Raw genomic sequence first — 15,701 nt, 5'->3', positions numbered from 1 at the left:
AATTATTTTTTAGCCAGTCCTATCTCAACCAGACGTTGATGTAAAAATTCTCCAGCCGTGATATCTTCGTATTGTTTTGGGTGATCTTCATCTATACATTCTTCCAGGCAATCCAGCCTCATTTCACTACGTGGGTGCATAAAGAAAGGAATCGAATACCTTGGTTTTCCCCATTCTTCTTTAGGTGGATTTATCACACGGTGAATGGTAGATCTTAATTTATTATTGGTATGCCTTTCCAGCATGTCTCCAACATTTATCACTAATTCGTCTTCCTGTGGGATCGCATCTATCCATTCGCCATCTTTTCTAAGAACCTGAAGACCTCCGGTAGAAGCTCCCATTAAAAGGGTGATAAGGTTGATATCCCCGTGAGCTCCAGCTCTAACGGCACCTTTGGGTTCTTCCTGAATAGGTGGGTAATGAATAGGTCTTAAGATACTATTACCATTACTTGCCCAGTGGTCAAAGTAATATTCTTCAAGACCAATATATAAGGCAAGGGCTCTAAGCACATAGATACCTGTTTTTTCAAGCATTCTGTAAGCTTCCATACCCACGTGGTTGAAATCTTTTAATTCTTCAACCTGTACGTTTGAAGGGTATTCTTCAGTTAGGTTAGCGTCCTCAGCAGGTTCCTGGCCAAAATGCCAGAATTCCTTAAGGTCGCCCTCTTTTTTTCCCTTGGCATGTTCCTTTCCGAAAGAGATGTAACCTCTTTGTCCGGCAAGACCTTCGATCTCGTATTTTTGTTTGGTTTCAAGAGGAAGGTCAAAAAATGCTTTCACCTCTTTATATAATTCTTCAACAAGCTCATCACTTAAAAAGTGATTCTTTAAAGCAACGAAACCTATTTCTTCGTAGGCTTTACCTATCTCATTTACGAACTTCTCTTTGCGTTTTGGATCTTCTGAAAGAAAATCGGCCAGATTTACACTGGGGATATTATTCATCGCCATTTTTAGCAGTATTTTAATTTAAGGTAACAGGCAAAGTTAAGTAAAATTAGGCGATATGACCTTGCTTTATATTTTTCTTAGCAAATAGAAATTTAGTTACATTTGATACATAAACTTATTTTTATGCTTACTGGAAAGACCAAATCTCCCGCTATAGATTACCATAAAAAGGACCTGTCTAACGAAATTCTGTTAGATCTTTACGCTTCCATGCTGAAGCCCAGAATGATAGAAGAAAAGATGCTCATCTTGCTAAGACAGGGCAAGATTTCAAAATGGTTCAGCGGGATAGGCCAGGAAGCGATTTCGGTAGGGGTGACCCGGGCCATGCAAAATGACGAATATATCCTGCCCATGCATAGAAATTTAGGTGTTTTCACCTCGCGCAATATTCCCTTGAACAGGCTTTTTTCTCAATGGCAGGGAAAGGCTTCAGGTTTTACAAAGGGAAGGGACAGGAGTTTCCATTTTGGAACCCAGGAATATAAGATCGTTGGGATGATCTCGCATCTTGGTCCGCAATTAGGGGTGGCTGATGGTATTTCCCTCGCCCATAAACTGCGTAAGGAAAACAAATTATCAGCTGTATTTACCGGCGAAGGCGGCACAAGTGAAGGGGATTTTCACGAGGCCCTTAATATTGCCGCGGTTTGGGACCTGCCTGTACTATTTTGTATCGAAAATAATGGTTACGGCCTGTCTACTCCAACCGAGGAGCAATATAGGTGTAAAGATCTTGCCGAACGGGGAGCAGGCTATGGTATAGAATCTCATATAATAGATGGTAATAATATCCTGGAAATATTTAGCAGGATTTCAGAGATCACCGATAGTATCCGTGAAAATCCGAAACCTGTACTGATAGAATTCAAGACCTTTAGAATGCGCGGTCATGAGGAAGCCAGTGGCACCAAATATGTTCCGCAGGAATTAATGGAGGAGTGGGAAAAGAAAGATCCGATAATGAATTACGAGCAGTATTTGTTCGAGGAAGGGATCCTTACAGAAGCTAAAAAAGAGGAGTTCGTAAGTTCAATTTCAAAAGAGATCGAGGAAAATCTCAAGCTGGCTTTTGATGAAAGCGGGATCGAATCTAATGTAAACAACGAATTAAATGATATTTATGAAGACTTTAAATATCAGGAAGTTAGTCCTTCTTTAAAAACTGAAAACATACGTTTTGTAGATGCAGTCTCGCAGGCACTAAAGGAATCGGTTAGAAAACATAATAACCTGGTGCTGATGGGACAGGATATTGCAGATTACGGAGGGGTTTTTAAGATCACTGAAGGCTTCATGGAAGAATTTGGCAGGGAAAGGATCCGCAATACTCCAATTTGTGAATCTGCCGTGGTAGGAACGGCCATGGGTCTTTCTATTAATGGAATGAAGGCTATGGTAGAGATGCAATTCAGTGATTTTGTGAGCTCCGGTTTTAATCCCATTGTGAACTATCTGGCCAAAGTTAAATATAGATGGAACCAGAATGCCGATGTCGTTCTGAGGATGCCCTGCGGGGGTGGAGTAGGTGCAGGCCCATTTCACAGCCAGACCAATGAGGCCTGGTTCACCAAAATTCCGGGTCTGAAAGTGGTATATCCCGCCTTTCCTTACGATGCCAAGGGTTTACTTAATACCGCCTTTAATGATCCTAACCCGGTAATGTTCTTTGAGCATAAAGCTTTATATAGAAGCGTTCGGCAGGATGTGCCAGTGGATTATTATACACTTCCTTTCGGAAAGGCCTCCAGGATAAAAGAAGGTTCAGAAGTGAGCATTATCACCTATGGTGCCGGCGTGCACTGGGCATTAGAAGTTCTGGGAGAAATGGATTATGACAAGGCAGATCTTATAGATCTTCGAAGCCTGCAGCCTCTGGATATAGATACTATCTGCGAGTCGGTGACCAAAACCGGCAAGGCCCTAGTGCTCACCGAAGACAGTCTTTTCGGAAGTTTTGCTTCTGAAATAGCCGCGATGATCTCTGAAAACTGTTTTGAAAGCCTGGATGCTCCTGTAGCAAGAGTAGGAAGCCTGGAAACACCCATTCCATTTGCCCAAAACCTTGAGAAACAATATCTGCCAATAGACAGATTGCACAAAAAGCTACAGGATTTAATAGAATATTAATAAGCTAAGCCGTTATTCCAATTTTAATTAAGAATCCTTAACAAAAGCACTGTTAAATTATTAATAATCTTTTGTGGAAGGTATGCACCTGCTGTAATTTAGAGTTAACTAATCAATTAAATCTATAAATTATGGTACGTTTAATCGTTATTTTTCTGATTATCGCGATTATTGCCGCGATCTTTGGTTTCGGTGGTATCGCTGAAGGAGCAGCCGATATTGCAAAGATTATATTCTATATTTTCCTTGTGCTATTGGTAATTTCACTTTTAAGCCGATTATTCAGAAGATAAAATAGAATCAGTAATACCATCCAATGTGTCAAGTAGTGAGTATCACAATGCACATTGGATTTTTATTTTAAATCAAATCTACAATGAAGAAGTATTTTATGTTATTTGCCCTTGCGGCTCTTGTAGCTGCATGTGGCGGAACCAGTAAGGTCGCAAAGGAAGCCAGGAAGACCTTTGATGGAGAATGGACCCTCACCAGCATTACTTACCCAAATAACCAGGGAGAGTTTAATGTAACCTTGTTCAATGAGGCTTCAGCTTCATGTTTCGAGAACAGTAACTGGGATTTTGTTTCCAACAATAACCGCGGTACTTATACTGTAAGCGGAGTTGGTTGTGATGGTGATACTAATTTTTTCATCTGGTCTATAGACGAAGAGAATACTCCTGCAGGGGTTTACGATTTTCTTCTGAAACCTACCAACGACTCTTATAAGTCTACTACAGGGAATCAGGGCTTCAGGTTGAACCTGAAAAGCCTTTCTGATACCAATATGGTTTGGGAACAGACCGTTAGCCTTGATGGCTCCCCATTTACCATTAGAATGAATTTTTCCAAATAATTAAACTTAGATAGCTATGAAGAATGTAATGAATAGAATGATGGCAATTTTGCTTGTTTCCAGCCTGTTATTTGGTTGTGAAGCGACCAAGAATGCGAATAACAAACAAAAAGGTGCCGTAATTGGTGCTACCGGAGGTGCCGTTATTGGCGGCGTTATTGGTAACAATACCGGAGATGGAAATACCGCTCTGGGATCCATTATTGGTGGAGTGGTTGGTGGAACCGCCGGAGCCATTATTGGTGACCGAATGGATAAACAGGCCAAAAAGATCGAAGAGGAGATCCCTGGTGCTGAAGTTGAAAGAGTAGGGGAAGGTATCAATGTTACCTTTGATGAAACCAGTGGTGTTTATTTCGCTACAGACAAGTACAACATAAATAATGAGTCTCAGGCTACCCTTGATAAACTGGCCGATATCTTTAAGGAATATCCTCAAACCAATATTCTGGTAGAAGGTCACACCGATAATACAGGTAGCGACAGTTATAACCTTACCCTTTCTAAGAACAGGGCGCAGGCCGTTACCGGATATCTTGTAGATAACGGAATAGATAGAGGCAGATTCACTACTAAATGGTATGGAGAATCACAGCCTAAATATGATAATTCTACTGCTGAAGGTCGAGCCAAAAACAGACGTGTAGAGATCGCGATCGTTGCTAATGACGAACTGAAGGAGCAAGCCAAACAACAGGCAGAACAGAAAGAGAACAATTAATCTCGTTTTATTTTAATACCCTTAAATCCCGGACTAATAATCCGGGATTTTTTTATTCTTTTTTGATTAACTTGAAAAAGTGAAAAATTCCCGGGTTATTATCATAGGAGGAGGATTGGCCGGTTTGACCGCCGCCATCGATCTTTGCCAGAAAGGCCTGGAGGTGTGTCTAATTGAAAAGAATGAATTCCCGCATCATAAAGTTTGCGGAGAATACCTTTCTAAAGAAGTTGAAGCTTACCTGGAATCCCTGGAAGTAAATCTGGAAGAGCTGCATCCAAAAGAGATCAGCAGGATGGAATTCTCATCCCTAAGCGGAAAAATCCTGAAATGCGATCTGGAAATGGGAGGCTGGGGAATAAGCCGATACTCCCTGGATCATTATTTAATGCGAAAGGCACTTCATGTTGGCTGCGAGATTATTCAGGATATTGTTGAGGAAGTTCATTTTAAAAATGACCTTTTCACTCTTAAATTAAACAGTGGAGAAAAACTGACTTCTGAAATAGTTCTCGGCGCTTTTGGAAAACGATCTAACCTGGACAAAAAGCTGGGACGAGAATTTATTCAGAAGCAATCGGGCTGGCTGGCCGTGAAATCCCATTATAAAAATCAAACCCATCCCGAAGACCTGGTCTCAATGCACAATTTTGAAGGTGGTTACTGCGGACTTTCCAGGACCGAATTGAATACGGTAAATGTTTGCTACCTGGCCAGCTATAAAAGTTTTAAAAAGCATAAGCATCCTGAAGCTTTCAGGGAAACTGTGTTGCGTAAGAACCCCAAACTGAACGAATTTTTTGAGCAATCGGAACTTGCGTGGGAAAAGGAATTAAGCATTGCCCAGGTTTCCTTCGATAAAAAATCTCTAATTAAAGATCATATTTTGATGCTGGGCGACTCTGCCGGCCTCATCCATCCTCTTTGCGGTAATGGGATGGCTATGGCTATTCATAGTGCCAAGCTGGCTTCAGACTGTATACTGGCGTATTTTGAAGATAAGAAAATGAACAGGGCTGAACTTGAAAATAAGTACCGAAAAGCCTGGAATTATCACTTCAGTTCACGTTTAAGATCCGGAAGGATCCTGCAGAAAATCCTCCTAAATCAGAGGTTATCAGATCTTTCCCAGCAATTTATAAAATCGGTTCCCGGCATCATGCCACACATTATTAAACAAACCCACGGAAAACCTCTTCATGTTTAAAATAGATACTTCAAAAAGGACAGACCAGCAGGAGATCATGGACGATTTCGAACTGCAGGGAGAGGAACTTCGCAAAACCCTGAAGGATCTCGACCGCATAAATTCCTGGCTGGGTGGAGACCGGGTAACCATAGATGGTATAAAGAAACTAGTTAGGTCAAAAAAAGAAATTGAAAAAATCAGGGTAATCGATATTGGCTGTGGAGATGGTGCGGTTCTCAGAAAGGTTGCTGACTGGGCCAATACTCAAGCCTTTAAACTGGATCTTCTGGGAATAGATGCTAATCCCTTTGCTCTTGAGATCGCCAGGGACCTGTCCAGGGATTATCCTTCCATAGACTTTCAACACCTGGATATTTTCGACAAAGAGGCAAAAGAACTTGATTGCGATATCCTGCTATGCACATTAACGATGCATCACTTCAAGGATGGGGAGATCACGATGCTGATGAAAAAATTCGAGAAGCATTCCAGGCTTGGAGTAGTAATTAATGACCTGCACAGAAGCAGGCTGGCTTATGTTCTTTTTCAGGCTTTCTGCGCAGTTTTCGTAAATAATGAGATCGCCAGGAAAGATGGCCTTATTTCCATTCTACGAGGTTTCAAAAAAGAAGATTTTCAAAAATATAGAACAGGGATGAATGGAAGTAAACATTCAATAAAATGGAAATGGGCCTTCAGGTATCAATGGGTCATTCAAAAATATACTGTATGAGCGTACGTATCGTAAGAGCGGAAAAAGAATTGCCGGAATATTCCAGGGAAACAAAAGATATACTGCCGCTGGTGGAAGAATGGCTCGCGGGGCAGGAAGAAAGGTTCAGAAGAAAAATATTAAAGATCTTTGAAAGCGCCGGGGTAGATAAAAGATATTCCATCATGTCGCCGGAAGATGTCTTTACTTCTACCTCCTTCGAGGATAAGAACAATATTTATATAAGAGAAAGCAAAAGACTTGGCACAAACGTTCTGAATAAGGCATTGACCAATGCCGGCTGGAAACCTGGTTCGCTGGATTATATCATTACCGTAAGCTGTACAGGTATTATGATCCCTTCGCTGGATGCCTACCTTATCAATGAGCTGGAACTAAAGCGTGACATAACCAGGTTGCCGGTGACCGAGATGGGCTGCGCGGCCGGAATTTCGGGAATGATCTATGCCTATAATTTTCTGAAAGCAAATCCGGGCAAAAGAGCGGCAGTAGTAGCAGTGGAAAGTCCAACAGCGACCTTTCAGCTGGAAGATTTCAGCATGGCCAATATGGTAAGCGCCGCCATTTTTGGAGATGGTGCCGCCTGTGTTTTACTTTCTTCCGAAGATGATCTGGAAGGTCCAAAGATCCTGGGTGAGGAGATGTACCATTTTTACGACGCCACCAACCTTATGGGTTTTGATCTTACTAACCACGGACTTCAGATGATCCTGGACCCGGCTGTTCCCGAAACCATTTCTACACACTTTCCTAAAATAATTCACCCTTTCCTTAAAAAACATGGCAGCAATATCGAGAAAGTAGACCACCTGATCTTTCATCCCGGAGGCAGAAAAATTGTTCAAACGGTTTCTGATCTTTTTGGTAACTTAGGAAAGAATATAGATGATACCCGCGAGGTTTTGCGATTATATGGGAATATGAGCAGCGCGACCGTCCTTTATGTCCTGGAGCGATTTCTCAAGAAGGATATAACAAAAGGGGAACAGGGAATAATGCTAAGTTTCGGGCCGGGTTTTTCAGCACAAAGAATCTTAATAGAATGGTAGAAGAATTTAAAGACCAGAATTACTGGGCACTGGTTCTTGGCGGAAGCAGCGGCCTGGGTTATGCCAGCGCAAAAAAACTGGCCAAACATGGGATGAACATCATCATTATTCACCGTGACAGGCGCAGCGAGATCCCCGATATTGAAGAAGCCTTCAACGAAATTCGCCAGTCTGGGGTTAAATTTGAAAGTTTCAATGCCGACGCTGTTAAAAAGGAAAGCAGGAAAGAACTGGTAGAAAATATAAGGACTATTTTAGGCGAAAACGGAAGGATAAGAACCCTGCTCCATAGTATCGCCAAGGGTAATCTTAAACCCATGTATGGTGAGGAAAACCTACTTGAAAATATAGATTTCCAGCTAACCATAGATGCAATGGCGCTAAGCCTTTATGACTGGACCCAGGAAATATTTCAGAATAACCTGTTCGCTAAAGATGCCAGGGTAATTTCCTTTACCAGTGATGGAAATAAAAAGGCCTGGAAAAACTACGCGGCGGTTTCTGCCGCCAAGGTTACCCTGGAATCCCTTACCAGGAGTATGGCCCTTGAATTTGCCAAATTCGGAATAAGGGCTAATTGTATACAGGCGGGGATCACCGTTACCAGGTCATTCCAGATGATCCCCGGTAATGAGACCCTGAGAGTGCATGCTTTAAAGCACAATCCTTTTCGCCGACTTACTGTTCCAGATGATGTCGCTAACGCCGTATATCTTTTAAGCAAGGATGAAGCAAGCTGGATCACCGGAACCATTATTCCCGTTAATGGCGGGGAACATCTCATGTAAAATTCTCTTTTTTGGATAAGACCACGATATTAGACCAATTACCCTATTCGCCTCCCTTTCTGTTTGTAGATGAGATCTACTCGGTAAACGATAACTCTATCTCAGGTGGATACTTTTTCGATTCCGATCTTGATTTCTACAGGGGGCATTTTAAAAAGGCTCCAGTAACTCCCGGGGTAATACTTACTGAATGTATGGCCCAGATCGGGGTGGTATGCCTGGGCATCTATTTGAATAGCCTGGAGAATATGGCTGCAGAAAATTCTCATTTCGCTCTTTCTTCTACAGATATTGAATTTTTAAAACCTGTCTTTCCCGGGGAAAAGGTAAGGGTAGAAGCGGAAAAACAGTATTTCAGGTTCCATAAGCTAAAATCTAAGGTTGAAATGTTCAATGAAAAGGGAGAATTGGTCTGCCGCGGAATTATCGCCGGAATGATCCTTAAATCCAATAATTCAGGGAAATGAAAAGGCGAGTAGTGATTACGGGAATGGGAGTAGCCGCTCCAAATGGAGTTGGGCTGGATAATTTCGAACTGGCCCTAAGGGAAATGAAAAGCGGCATTCGCTATTTTCCTGATTTGAAGGACCTGAAATTCAGCTGCCAGGTAGGAGGACAGCCTGAAATCCCGGATGAATTACTAGAGAAATATTTCAGCCCTTTGCAGCTTAGAGGTCTTAACAGTAGCGGAATCGTCTATGGTGTTATCTCGGGAACCGATGCCTGGAAGGATGCCGGACTTGAAATAAATGGAAATGGCAGTCCTGACTGGGGATCAGGTATCATCTTCGGTACAGGTATCCTGGGCGTGGACAAGTTCCGGGAAGCCATAAACCTTATTGATGAAGGAAAAACCCGCAGGTTGGGTAGTACCAGTGTTGTGCAAACCATGGCCAGCGGGATAAGTGCCTATTTAGGAGGGATGCTTGGCTGCGGAAACCAGGTGACCACCAATTCATCTGCCTGTACCACGGGAACCGAGGCTCTTTTAATGGGGTATGAAAGGATAAGATCTGGTGCTGCCACACGAATGCTGGTAGGGAGTTGTAGTGACCACGGACCATATGTCTGGGGAGGCTTCGATGCCATGAGGATCTTACCTGGGAATTATAACGACAGGCCTGAAAAGGCTTCACGGCCTATGAGCGCAACTGCGGCTGGTTTTGTGCCTGGGAGTGGGGCCGGAGCCCTGGTATTGGAAGAAATGGAAGCAGCCAGGGAACGAGGGGCAAGGATCTATGCAGAGGTCCTGGGTGGAGAGATCAATAGTGGTGGCCAGAGAGGTGAAGGCAGTATGACCGCGGCTAATAACGAGGCAGTACAAAGATGTATATCGAGGGCTATTGAAAATTCCGGCATCAGTGCAGGAAAAATAGATGCGATAAACGGGCATCTTACTGCTACCAGCAGGGACCCCGTAGAGATCACAAACTGGGTGAAAGCTTTGCAGGTGAATAAAGAAGAACTGCCACATTTCAATTCATTAAAAGGAATGACCGGGCATTGCCTGAGCGCTTCGGGATCTATAGAATGCGTGGCTTCGATCCTGCAGATATATAAAAGCTTTATTTTCGGGAACTTGAATATTGAGGAGATACACCCGGAGATCCTGCAGCATATAGAAGCTAATAATATACCTTTAGCAAGCAGGCCTCAAAATATAGATATCCTGGCGAAGGCAAGTTTTGGTTTTGGTGATGTGAATGCCGTGGCTATCTTTAAAAAAAACAATGAATAAATTTCAAATATGAGCGATAACGAAATTATTAGCAGACTCAAAAAGATCGTAGAGCCTTATGTTCAGCGGACGGAGGGGATGGAAAATTTTGAGGAAGAAACAGATTTCCTGAACGACCTGCAGATCAATTCAGCAAACCTGGTAGATGTGGTTCTGGATGTTGAAGATGAATTCGATATAGAAATAGACAACGACTCCATGGAAGGAATGCTTACCGTGGGGGATGCCAAAAGCATAATAAAAAGGAAGATGGCGGCAGGATGATCGGGAATGACATTATAGACCTTAAACTTGCCCGGGCAGAAAATAAGGCTGCCAATTCGCGGTATCTTGCCAAAGCGTTTACCTCCGGGGAAATTCGCAGGATAGGTCTAGATGCAGATCCCGAATTAACTCTTTGGACTCTCTGGGCCATGAAAGAGACCGCCTATAAAGCTCACCAAAGACGCTATAATTTACCCAGGAGAATCAATCCGAAATCATTTGAATGTTCCTTGCATGATTCTGTTCAACGCGGGTGTGTAAAAGTTAATACAGACTTATACCAGGTATGTATCGAGAGATCCTTGGATTACATTCATGTTTTCACTTCAGAAACTTCCCCGCAGCAGAAAAAATATTATGCTGTACACGAGGCTAGATCAGAATTCCTAAGCGAACTATCGATAGATCTTGGGTTAGATAGGGAGGAGATCAGCATTATAAAGAATCATCTTGGGATGCCTTCAATCTGCCTTGGTCTTAATAAAGAAAAGATTCCTTTCTCCATGAGCCACCACGGCGATTTCAGCTCTTTCGTGATAGCGTTAATTAACTGCTAAAACAGTTAAACATTTAAAAACTGGGTTGAAGCCTTCGGCCTTGTTTTGTATCTTCAATCATCAATTAAAAATCAATTATATATGAAGACAGTAGATAAGATGGAGGTGATTCATAGCCAATCGGCTGAGTTTATTGAAAAAGGGGAGACGGGCAAGTTTCTGAAGCTAATCCCGGATACTTTTTTGATCAAAGGAGAGAAAGAAAATGGGGTTTTCAACCAGGGATATGCGATAAGGCATTTAAACCGCCGGGATATGATCCTGATAGATGTAGTGGAGAAATCTACTAAAGATGCAGTGAAAAGGCTGGTAGAAGAAGGTTACAACATCAAGGGGATTCTTATTACCTGCGATGCTGTCCTTAAATCGGCTTATGCAGACCTGAAAACCATTTCTGAAGATGCAGGCGGAGCACCAGTTTATGCTCACCCAAGGAACAATTTTAAAGACGATTTTAAAACCAAGGATATTACGGCCAAGGATAAGGTGCTGGATAGTTTTGATATCAATATTTTCGATTTGCCAGGAAGCGAAGGAGCTTCGGTAGTAGTTTATACAGAAATCAATGACGGAATGCTCTTCCCAGGTGAAGATGCGGTAGGATCTGATTATGATTCAGAACTTAACACCTTTATAAGGCCAGAAAAAAAGAACGAAAACAACGATTACGGTCTTGCAGAAAGCTGGGCTGCTTTTGATACACCGTTTACTTACCTTTTCCCGAGAAAAGGAAAACCAGCCTTCGATATCGATGAAGGACAACAGATCGATATCCTGAACAAATTAGGAAAAAGTTAATCCATAAAATATAAAGACCTGAGAAGGCTGTTTCGAAAGAATTTTCCTGGACCTGATTGCCTTGAATTCAGCAAATCCGCCAGGCGTTTTCCTTTGAAACAGCCTTTTCTTATTTAGGAATTCATCTTTTCTTTCTTCTTTTTCTCTTCAGTCTCCTTTTCCTCCTGTTGTTCTGCTTCTTCTTCAGAAATCAGCGGATGATCCTTGATATTTAATCCAACGATAAGGATCACATTAGTAATGGTGCCATATAACATCATGACCACCGCGATAAAACCGCCGCCAAGCAGCGATGCCATACCCAGGCTCACATAATATATGCTTTCGTACCAGGAGCGGTCTACACCTTCAGACTCGCTAATCGGTAAATTGAGCATAAGAAAAGTGATCACTGCCGTCACGATAAGAATGGTATCAGATTTAGCGATCATCAGCACATCTTTATAATGCCTGTCGGTAAGCCGGAATTCTGAAGATCTGCTCAAACCAAGCAGGGTAAGCATTAGTGCCAGGATAGTGGTGGAGCCAAGAATGACCGTGTTACAAAGCATATTGATGCCGGAAAGAGAGTGTTTAAGCAATTCCAGGGCTTTATAACCAGAAACCTGGCCAAGAATGAAGGTTCCGGTCCCCATGACAACGGTAGAGACGATCCCTCCAACAATGGCCCTTTTTACTATTGCATTCATTCTTTAACTACTTTATAAAATAAATATAGGATTTTATACAGAGAAAACCGGGAGCTCTGTTTTTTCCAATAATATTTTAATGTTTAAGGCTAAGGTTCTGTTAAATGGGCCTGATTTTCCTAGTAAAGTTGGTAATTTAAAGTTTAAAATTTCCAACTATGTCAAAACTTAATGTAACACAAAAGCTTATCAAGGAACACCTGCTCAAGGGTGAGATGAAACCGGGAAAAGAAATTGGGATCAAGATAGATCAGGCACTGCTTCAGGACGCCACCGGAACCCTTGTGCAGCTTGAGCTGGAGGCCATGGGTTTAAAGAAAGCCCAGACAGAAGTAGCTGTTCAGTATGTGGACCACAATCTTTTACAAACCGATTTTAAGAATGCCGATGATCACCTTTTCCTGCATTCTGCCGCTCAAAGATTTGGATTATGGTATAGCCGTCCCGGAAATGGGGTGAGCCATCCCGTACATATGCAAAGATTTGGGAAACCAGGTAAGACCATGGTAGGCTCAGACAGTCATACACCCGCAGCCGGTTCCCTTGGGATGCTGGCGATAGGTACTGGTGGACTTGATGTTGCCGCGGCCATAGCAGGTCAGCCGTATTTTGTGAAAATGCCTGAAGTGATGGGGGTGAAGGTAACCGGAAAATTACCAGACTGGGTAAGTGCCAAGGATGTCATCCTGGAAATGCTAAGAAGGTATGATGTAAAAGGAGGAGTTGGAAAAGTGATTGAATATTATGGTGACGGCCTGAAGAACCTGAGCGCGATGGACCGTCACGTGATCGCTAATATGGGTGCTGAGCTTGGAGCCACCACCACCGTATTCCCTAGTGACGAAGAGACCAAAAAGTTCCTGAAATCTCAGGAGCGTGAAGAAGACTGGGTAGAACTGGTTGCAGATGAAGGCTGTGAATACGATTATCATGATGAGATCGTTCTAGATGATCTTATACCACTTATAGCACTACCAACCAGCCCAGGGAATGTAGTTCCGGTTAGGGAAGTAGAAGGAAAGGAAATTAGCCAGGTAGTTATAGGCTCGTCAGCGAATCCCGGACTAAGGGACTTCTGGATTGCCGGGGCTATTGTGGAAGGAAAGGCTGTGAATAATGACGTTTCTTTTGATATCAACCCTACCTCGAGACAGATGATCCAGAACATGATAGACAATCGTGCTTTTGCCAACCTTATCAAGGCCGGTGCAAGATTCCACCAGTCTGGTTGTATGGGTTGTATCGGAATGGGACAGGCGCCTGCGTCGGGTACCATTAGTTTAAGAACTATGCCAAGAAACTTCCCAGACAGGTCTGGAACCAAGGACGACCAGGTGCACTTATGTAGCCCTGAGACTGCCGCCGCTTCAGCCCTTACCGGGAAGATCACCGATCCAAGGGATTTGGAGAAGCTATATGATATGAAATATCCTAAATTCGAGCATCCCGAAGTTGAGATCATTAACCGGGAAATGCTGGTGGCTCCCCCAGAGGATGGAACCGGCATAGAACTTCAAAAAGGACCGAACATTAAATCTCTTCCATACATCGAACCCATGCAGGAAAAATATTGTGTGCCGGTTATGTTGAAGATGGGAGACAATATCTCTACGGATGAGATCCTGAAGGCAGGGGCAGAAGTACTTCCTTTTAGAAGTAATCTACCCGAGATCAGTAAATACTCCTATACGGTTATAGACGAAAGTTTTTACGATCGGGCCATGGAGGCTAAAAATACTCATGGGGGGCATATAGTTGTAGCCAAGGATAACTACGCGCAGGGTTCCAGCCGGGAGCATGCTGCCATTGCACCAAAATATCTGGGGCAGGTTGCCGTGATCGCAAATTCCTATGCTCGTATCGCCTGGCAGAACCTGGTGAATTTTGGAATATTACCTCTTGAATTTATCGATATCGAAGATTATGAGAAAATAGAGCAGGGGGACCTGGTTTATTTCAGGAATTTACGTGAGGATGTAAAGAATCGCAACAACATCAAGGTGATCGTGAAGAATGATAATGGTAAGAAAGAAGAATTCGAGACTAAACATTCTATGAGTGACCGACAGATAGATGTACTGCTTAAAGGAGGGATTATTAACGAATTCAAGGACAGGCTGGAAGAAGAAGACCTTAAAGCCTGATAAAAAAGATTGTAAATAATTAAAAACCCTTTCAGTTTCCTGAAAGGGTTTTCTTTTTGGTTGAATTAGTACTAGTTAGTGAGTACTCATTTTCGCTTTTCTTTTACCACATTGTCTTTCCAGATCGCTCACTGTTTCAGCAACCGCTGCCTCGAATGAAGATTCATTAGACTGTGCGAAGATCTCCGGTCCCGGAGCGCTTAATCTTATTTCGGCGATATGGCCGTTAGGCTTTTGATTTTCATCTTTTTTGAAATAAACATTCGCTCTTACGACCCAGTCATATTTGTTCTCAATTTTATTCAGTTTTTTCTGGGTAAAGGCCTCCAGATTATTACTCTTATCTATGTTTACAAATTCAAAGATAGCTTCCATATAATTCATTTTTAGTTTAGTTAAATAAACTTAATTCTGCAGGGCCTGCCAAGCCTCTTAGGCTAGATTTGGCAAATATTTAGCAGTCTTTTTAGACTTTAGAGTCCTAACCTTAAAATGTGCTTAATAGCGTATGAAATACTGTGAAAATTGATGGTATCCACCTATAAATCCTTAATTTTAGATCATTATGGAAACAAGGGATTTGCAGAAGAAAATGATGAGTAGAGCTATTCATTTAGCACGTGAAGGAAGAGATATGGATAACGGAGGTCCTTTTGGAGCCGTGATCACGCGAGGCGATGAAATCATTGCCGAAGCGCGAAACGAGGTTCTATGTAAGGGGGACTGCACGGCACATGCCGAATTGCGCGCCATACAAAGGGCCTGCAAAAAAACAGGTTCCCTCAGTTTAAAAGGATGTGTCCTTTATACCAGTTGCGAACCCTGTATGATGTGTCTTGGTGCTGCCCACTGGGCAGAAATAGATTATATATACTATGGAGCTTCGGCTCAGGACGCCAAAAACTTTGGTTTTAAGTATAGTGATATGTTCTATAATTCAAATGAAGAGGAACGGCATACCGAATTCAAAATGATACAGCTGTGCCGGGATGAATCGGTGAAGCTATGGAAAGAAGTCAGCCAGGAAGAATTGCATGTATAAATCAGAAAATTCAGTTAATTACAGGGCCGGAGAGGTTTTACTTC

18 protein-coding genes are annotated in these 15,701 nt (G+C 42.5%); 15 read left to right on the top strand and 3 right to left on the bottom strand.

The window, feature by feature from the left end; genetic code table 11:
* Positions 1 to 2: 2 nt before the first annotated feature.
* Entirely contained in the window at positions 3 to 953 is a 951-nt protein-coding gene (locus tag FLP08_RS09590) for an isopenicillin N synthase family dioxygenase (protein WP_156276675.1), read from the bottom strand.
* Between the two features lie 129 nt (positions 954 to 1,082).
* Between FLP08_RS09590 and FLP08_RS09585 the strand changes: the two genes are divergently transcribed.
* The 13 genes from FLP08_RS09585 (at position 1,083) to FLP08_RS09525 (ending at position 11,782) form a co-directional block, all read left to right on the top strand.
* The gene (locus FLP08_RS09585; protein ID WP_238388476.1) at positions 1,083 to 3,089 is read left to right on the top strand and encodes an alpha-ketoacid dehydrogenase subunit alpha/beta; all 2,007 of its coding nucleotides are present in this window, start codon (positions 1,083 to 1,085) and stop codon (positions 3,087 to 3,089) included.
* A gap of 131 nt (positions 3,090 to 3,220) precedes the next feature.
* The gene (locus tag FLP08_RS09580; protein WP_108171536.1) at positions 3,221 to 3,382 is read left to right on the top strand and encodes a DUF1328 family protein; all 162 of its coding nucleotides are present in this window, start codon (positions 3,221 to 3,223) and stop codon (positions 3,380 to 3,382) included.
* 83 nt (positions 3,383 to 3,465) lie between these two features.
* Positions 3,466 to 3,945: a lipocalin family protein gene (locus FLP08_RS09575; protein ID WP_156276334.1), complete on the top strand. Its 480-nt coding sequence runs from the start codon at positions 3,466 to 3,468 to the stop codon at positions 3,943 to 3,945.
* A gap of 16 nt (positions 3,946 to 3,961) precedes the next feature.
* Complete coding sequence (locus FLP08_RS09570) at positions 3,962 to 4,666, top strand: YiaD family glycine zipper/OmpA-like lipoprotein (RefSeq protein WP_156276332.1); 705 nt, start codon at positions 3,962 to 3,964, stop codon at positions 4,664 to 4,666.
* A 79-nt stretch (positions 4,667 to 4,745) separates the two neighbouring features.
* On the top strand, positions 4,746 to 5,873 hold the full coding sequence (locus FLP08_RS09565; protein WP_162431005.1) for an FAD-dependent oxidoreductase: 1,128 nt from the start codon (positions 4,746 to 4,748) through the stop codon (positions 5,871 to 5,873).
* Positions 5,866 to 6,588, top strand: a complete 723-nt coding sequence (locus FLP08_RS09560; protein ID WP_156276330.1) for a methyltransferase domain-containing protein — start codon at positions 5,866 to 5,868, stop codon at positions 6,586 to 6,588. Before FLP08_RS09565 ends, FLP08_RS09560 begins: the two co-directional genes overlap by 8 nt.
* Positions 6,585 to 7,637 (top strand): type III polyketide synthase, encoded by a 1,053-nt coding sequence (locus FLP08_RS09555; RefSeq protein WP_156276328.1) that lies wholly within the window; start codon positions 6,585 to 6,587, stop codon positions 7,635 to 7,637. The genes FLP08_RS09560 and FLP08_RS09555 overlap by 4 nt, the downstream gene beginning before the upstream one ends.
* Positions 7,631 to 8,425, top strand: a complete 795-nt coding sequence (locus FLP08_RS09550; protein ID WP_156276326.1) for an enoyl-ACP reductase FabI — start codon at positions 7,631 to 7,633, stop codon at positions 8,423 to 8,425. Before FLP08_RS09555 ends, FLP08_RS09550 begins: the two co-directional genes overlap by 7 nt.
* Before the next feature lie 11 nt (positions 8,426 to 8,436).
* Complete coding sequence (locus tag FLP08_RS09545; RefSeq protein WP_156276324.1) at positions 8,437 to 8,892, top strand: 3-hydroxyacyl-ACP dehydratase FabZ family protein; 456 nt, start codon at positions 8,437 to 8,439, stop codon at positions 8,890 to 8,892.
* Positions 8,889 to 10,163 carry a beta-ketoacyl-[acyl-carrier-protein] synthase family protein gene (locus FLP08_RS09540; protein WP_156276322.1) on the top strand — a complete coding sequence of 425 codons (1,275 nt, stop codon included), beginning with the start codon at positions 8,889 to 8,891 and terminating at the stop codon, positions 10,161 to 10,163. Before FLP08_RS09545 ends, FLP08_RS09540 begins: the two co-directional genes overlap by 4 nt.
* Before the next feature lie 9 nt (positions 10,164 to 10,172).
* Positions 10,173 to 10,427 (top strand): acyl carrier protein, encoded by a 255-nt coding sequence (locus FLP08_RS09535; RefSeq protein ID WP_156276320.1) that lies wholly within the window; start codon positions 10,173 to 10,175, stop codon positions 10,425 to 10,427.
* A complete protein-coding gene (locus FLP08_RS09530; RefSeq protein WP_156276318.1) occupies positions 10,424 to 10,984 on the top strand; it encodes a 4'-phosphopantetheinyl transferase family protein in 561 nt (186 codons plus the stop codon). Before FLP08_RS09535 ends, FLP08_RS09530 begins: the two co-directional genes overlap by 4 nt.
* An 81-nt stretch (positions 10,985 to 11,065) precedes the next feature.
* A complete protein-coding gene (locus FLP08_RS09525; protein ID WP_156276316.1) occupies positions 11,066 to 11,782 on the top strand; it encodes a hypothetical protein in 717 nt (238 codons plus the stop codon).
* Between the two features lie 113 nt (positions 11,783 to 11,895).
* Here FLP08_RS09525 and FLP08_RS09520 read toward each other — a convergent pair whose 3' ends face one another.
* Positions 11,896 to 12,471, bottom strand: coding sequence for a hypothetical protein (locus tag FLP08_RS09520; RefSeq protein ID WP_156276314.1), 576 nt, complete (start codon positions 12,469 to 12,471; stop codon positions 11,896 to 11,898).
* 158 nt (positions 12,472 to 12,629) lie between these two features.
* Between FLP08_RS09520 and FLP08_RS09515 the strand changes: the two genes are divergently transcribed.
* On the top strand, positions 12,630 to 14,615 hold the full coding sequence (locus tag FLP08_RS09515; protein ID WP_156276312.1) for an aconitate hydratase: 1,986 nt from the start codon (positions 12,630 to 12,632) through the stop codon (positions 14,613 to 14,615).
* 75 nt (positions 14,616 to 14,690) lie between these two features.
* On the opposite strand, the gene FLP08_RS09510 is transcribed toward FLP08_RS09515, so the two are convergent.
* Positions 14,691 to 14,990: an HPF/RaiA family ribosome-associated protein gene (locus FLP08_RS09510; RefSeq protein WP_156276310.1), complete on the bottom strand. Its 300-nt coding sequence runs from the start codon at positions 14,988 to 14,990 to the stop codon at positions 14,691 to 14,693.
* Positions 14,991 to 15,180: 190 nt separating this feature from the next.
* On the opposite strand from FLP08_RS09510, the gene FLP08_RS09505 reads away from it, so the two are divergent.
* Positions 15,181 to 15,657 carry a nucleoside deaminase gene (locus tag FLP08_RS09505; protein WP_156276308.1) on the top strand — a complete coding sequence of 159 codons (477 nt, stop codon included), beginning with the start codon at positions 15,181 to 15,183 and terminating at the stop codon, positions 15,655 to 15,657.
* Positions 15,658 to 15,701 lie beyond the last annotated feature (44 nt).

It is taken from the genome of Christiangramia aestuarii, assembly GCF_009735585.1.
GTDB classification, from domain to species: domain Bacteria; phylum Bacteroidota; class Bacteroidia; order Flavobacteriales; family Flavobacteriaceae; genus Christiangramia; species Christiangramia aestuarii.
This window is presented reverse-complemented; position numbering and strand designations above follow the sequence as displayed.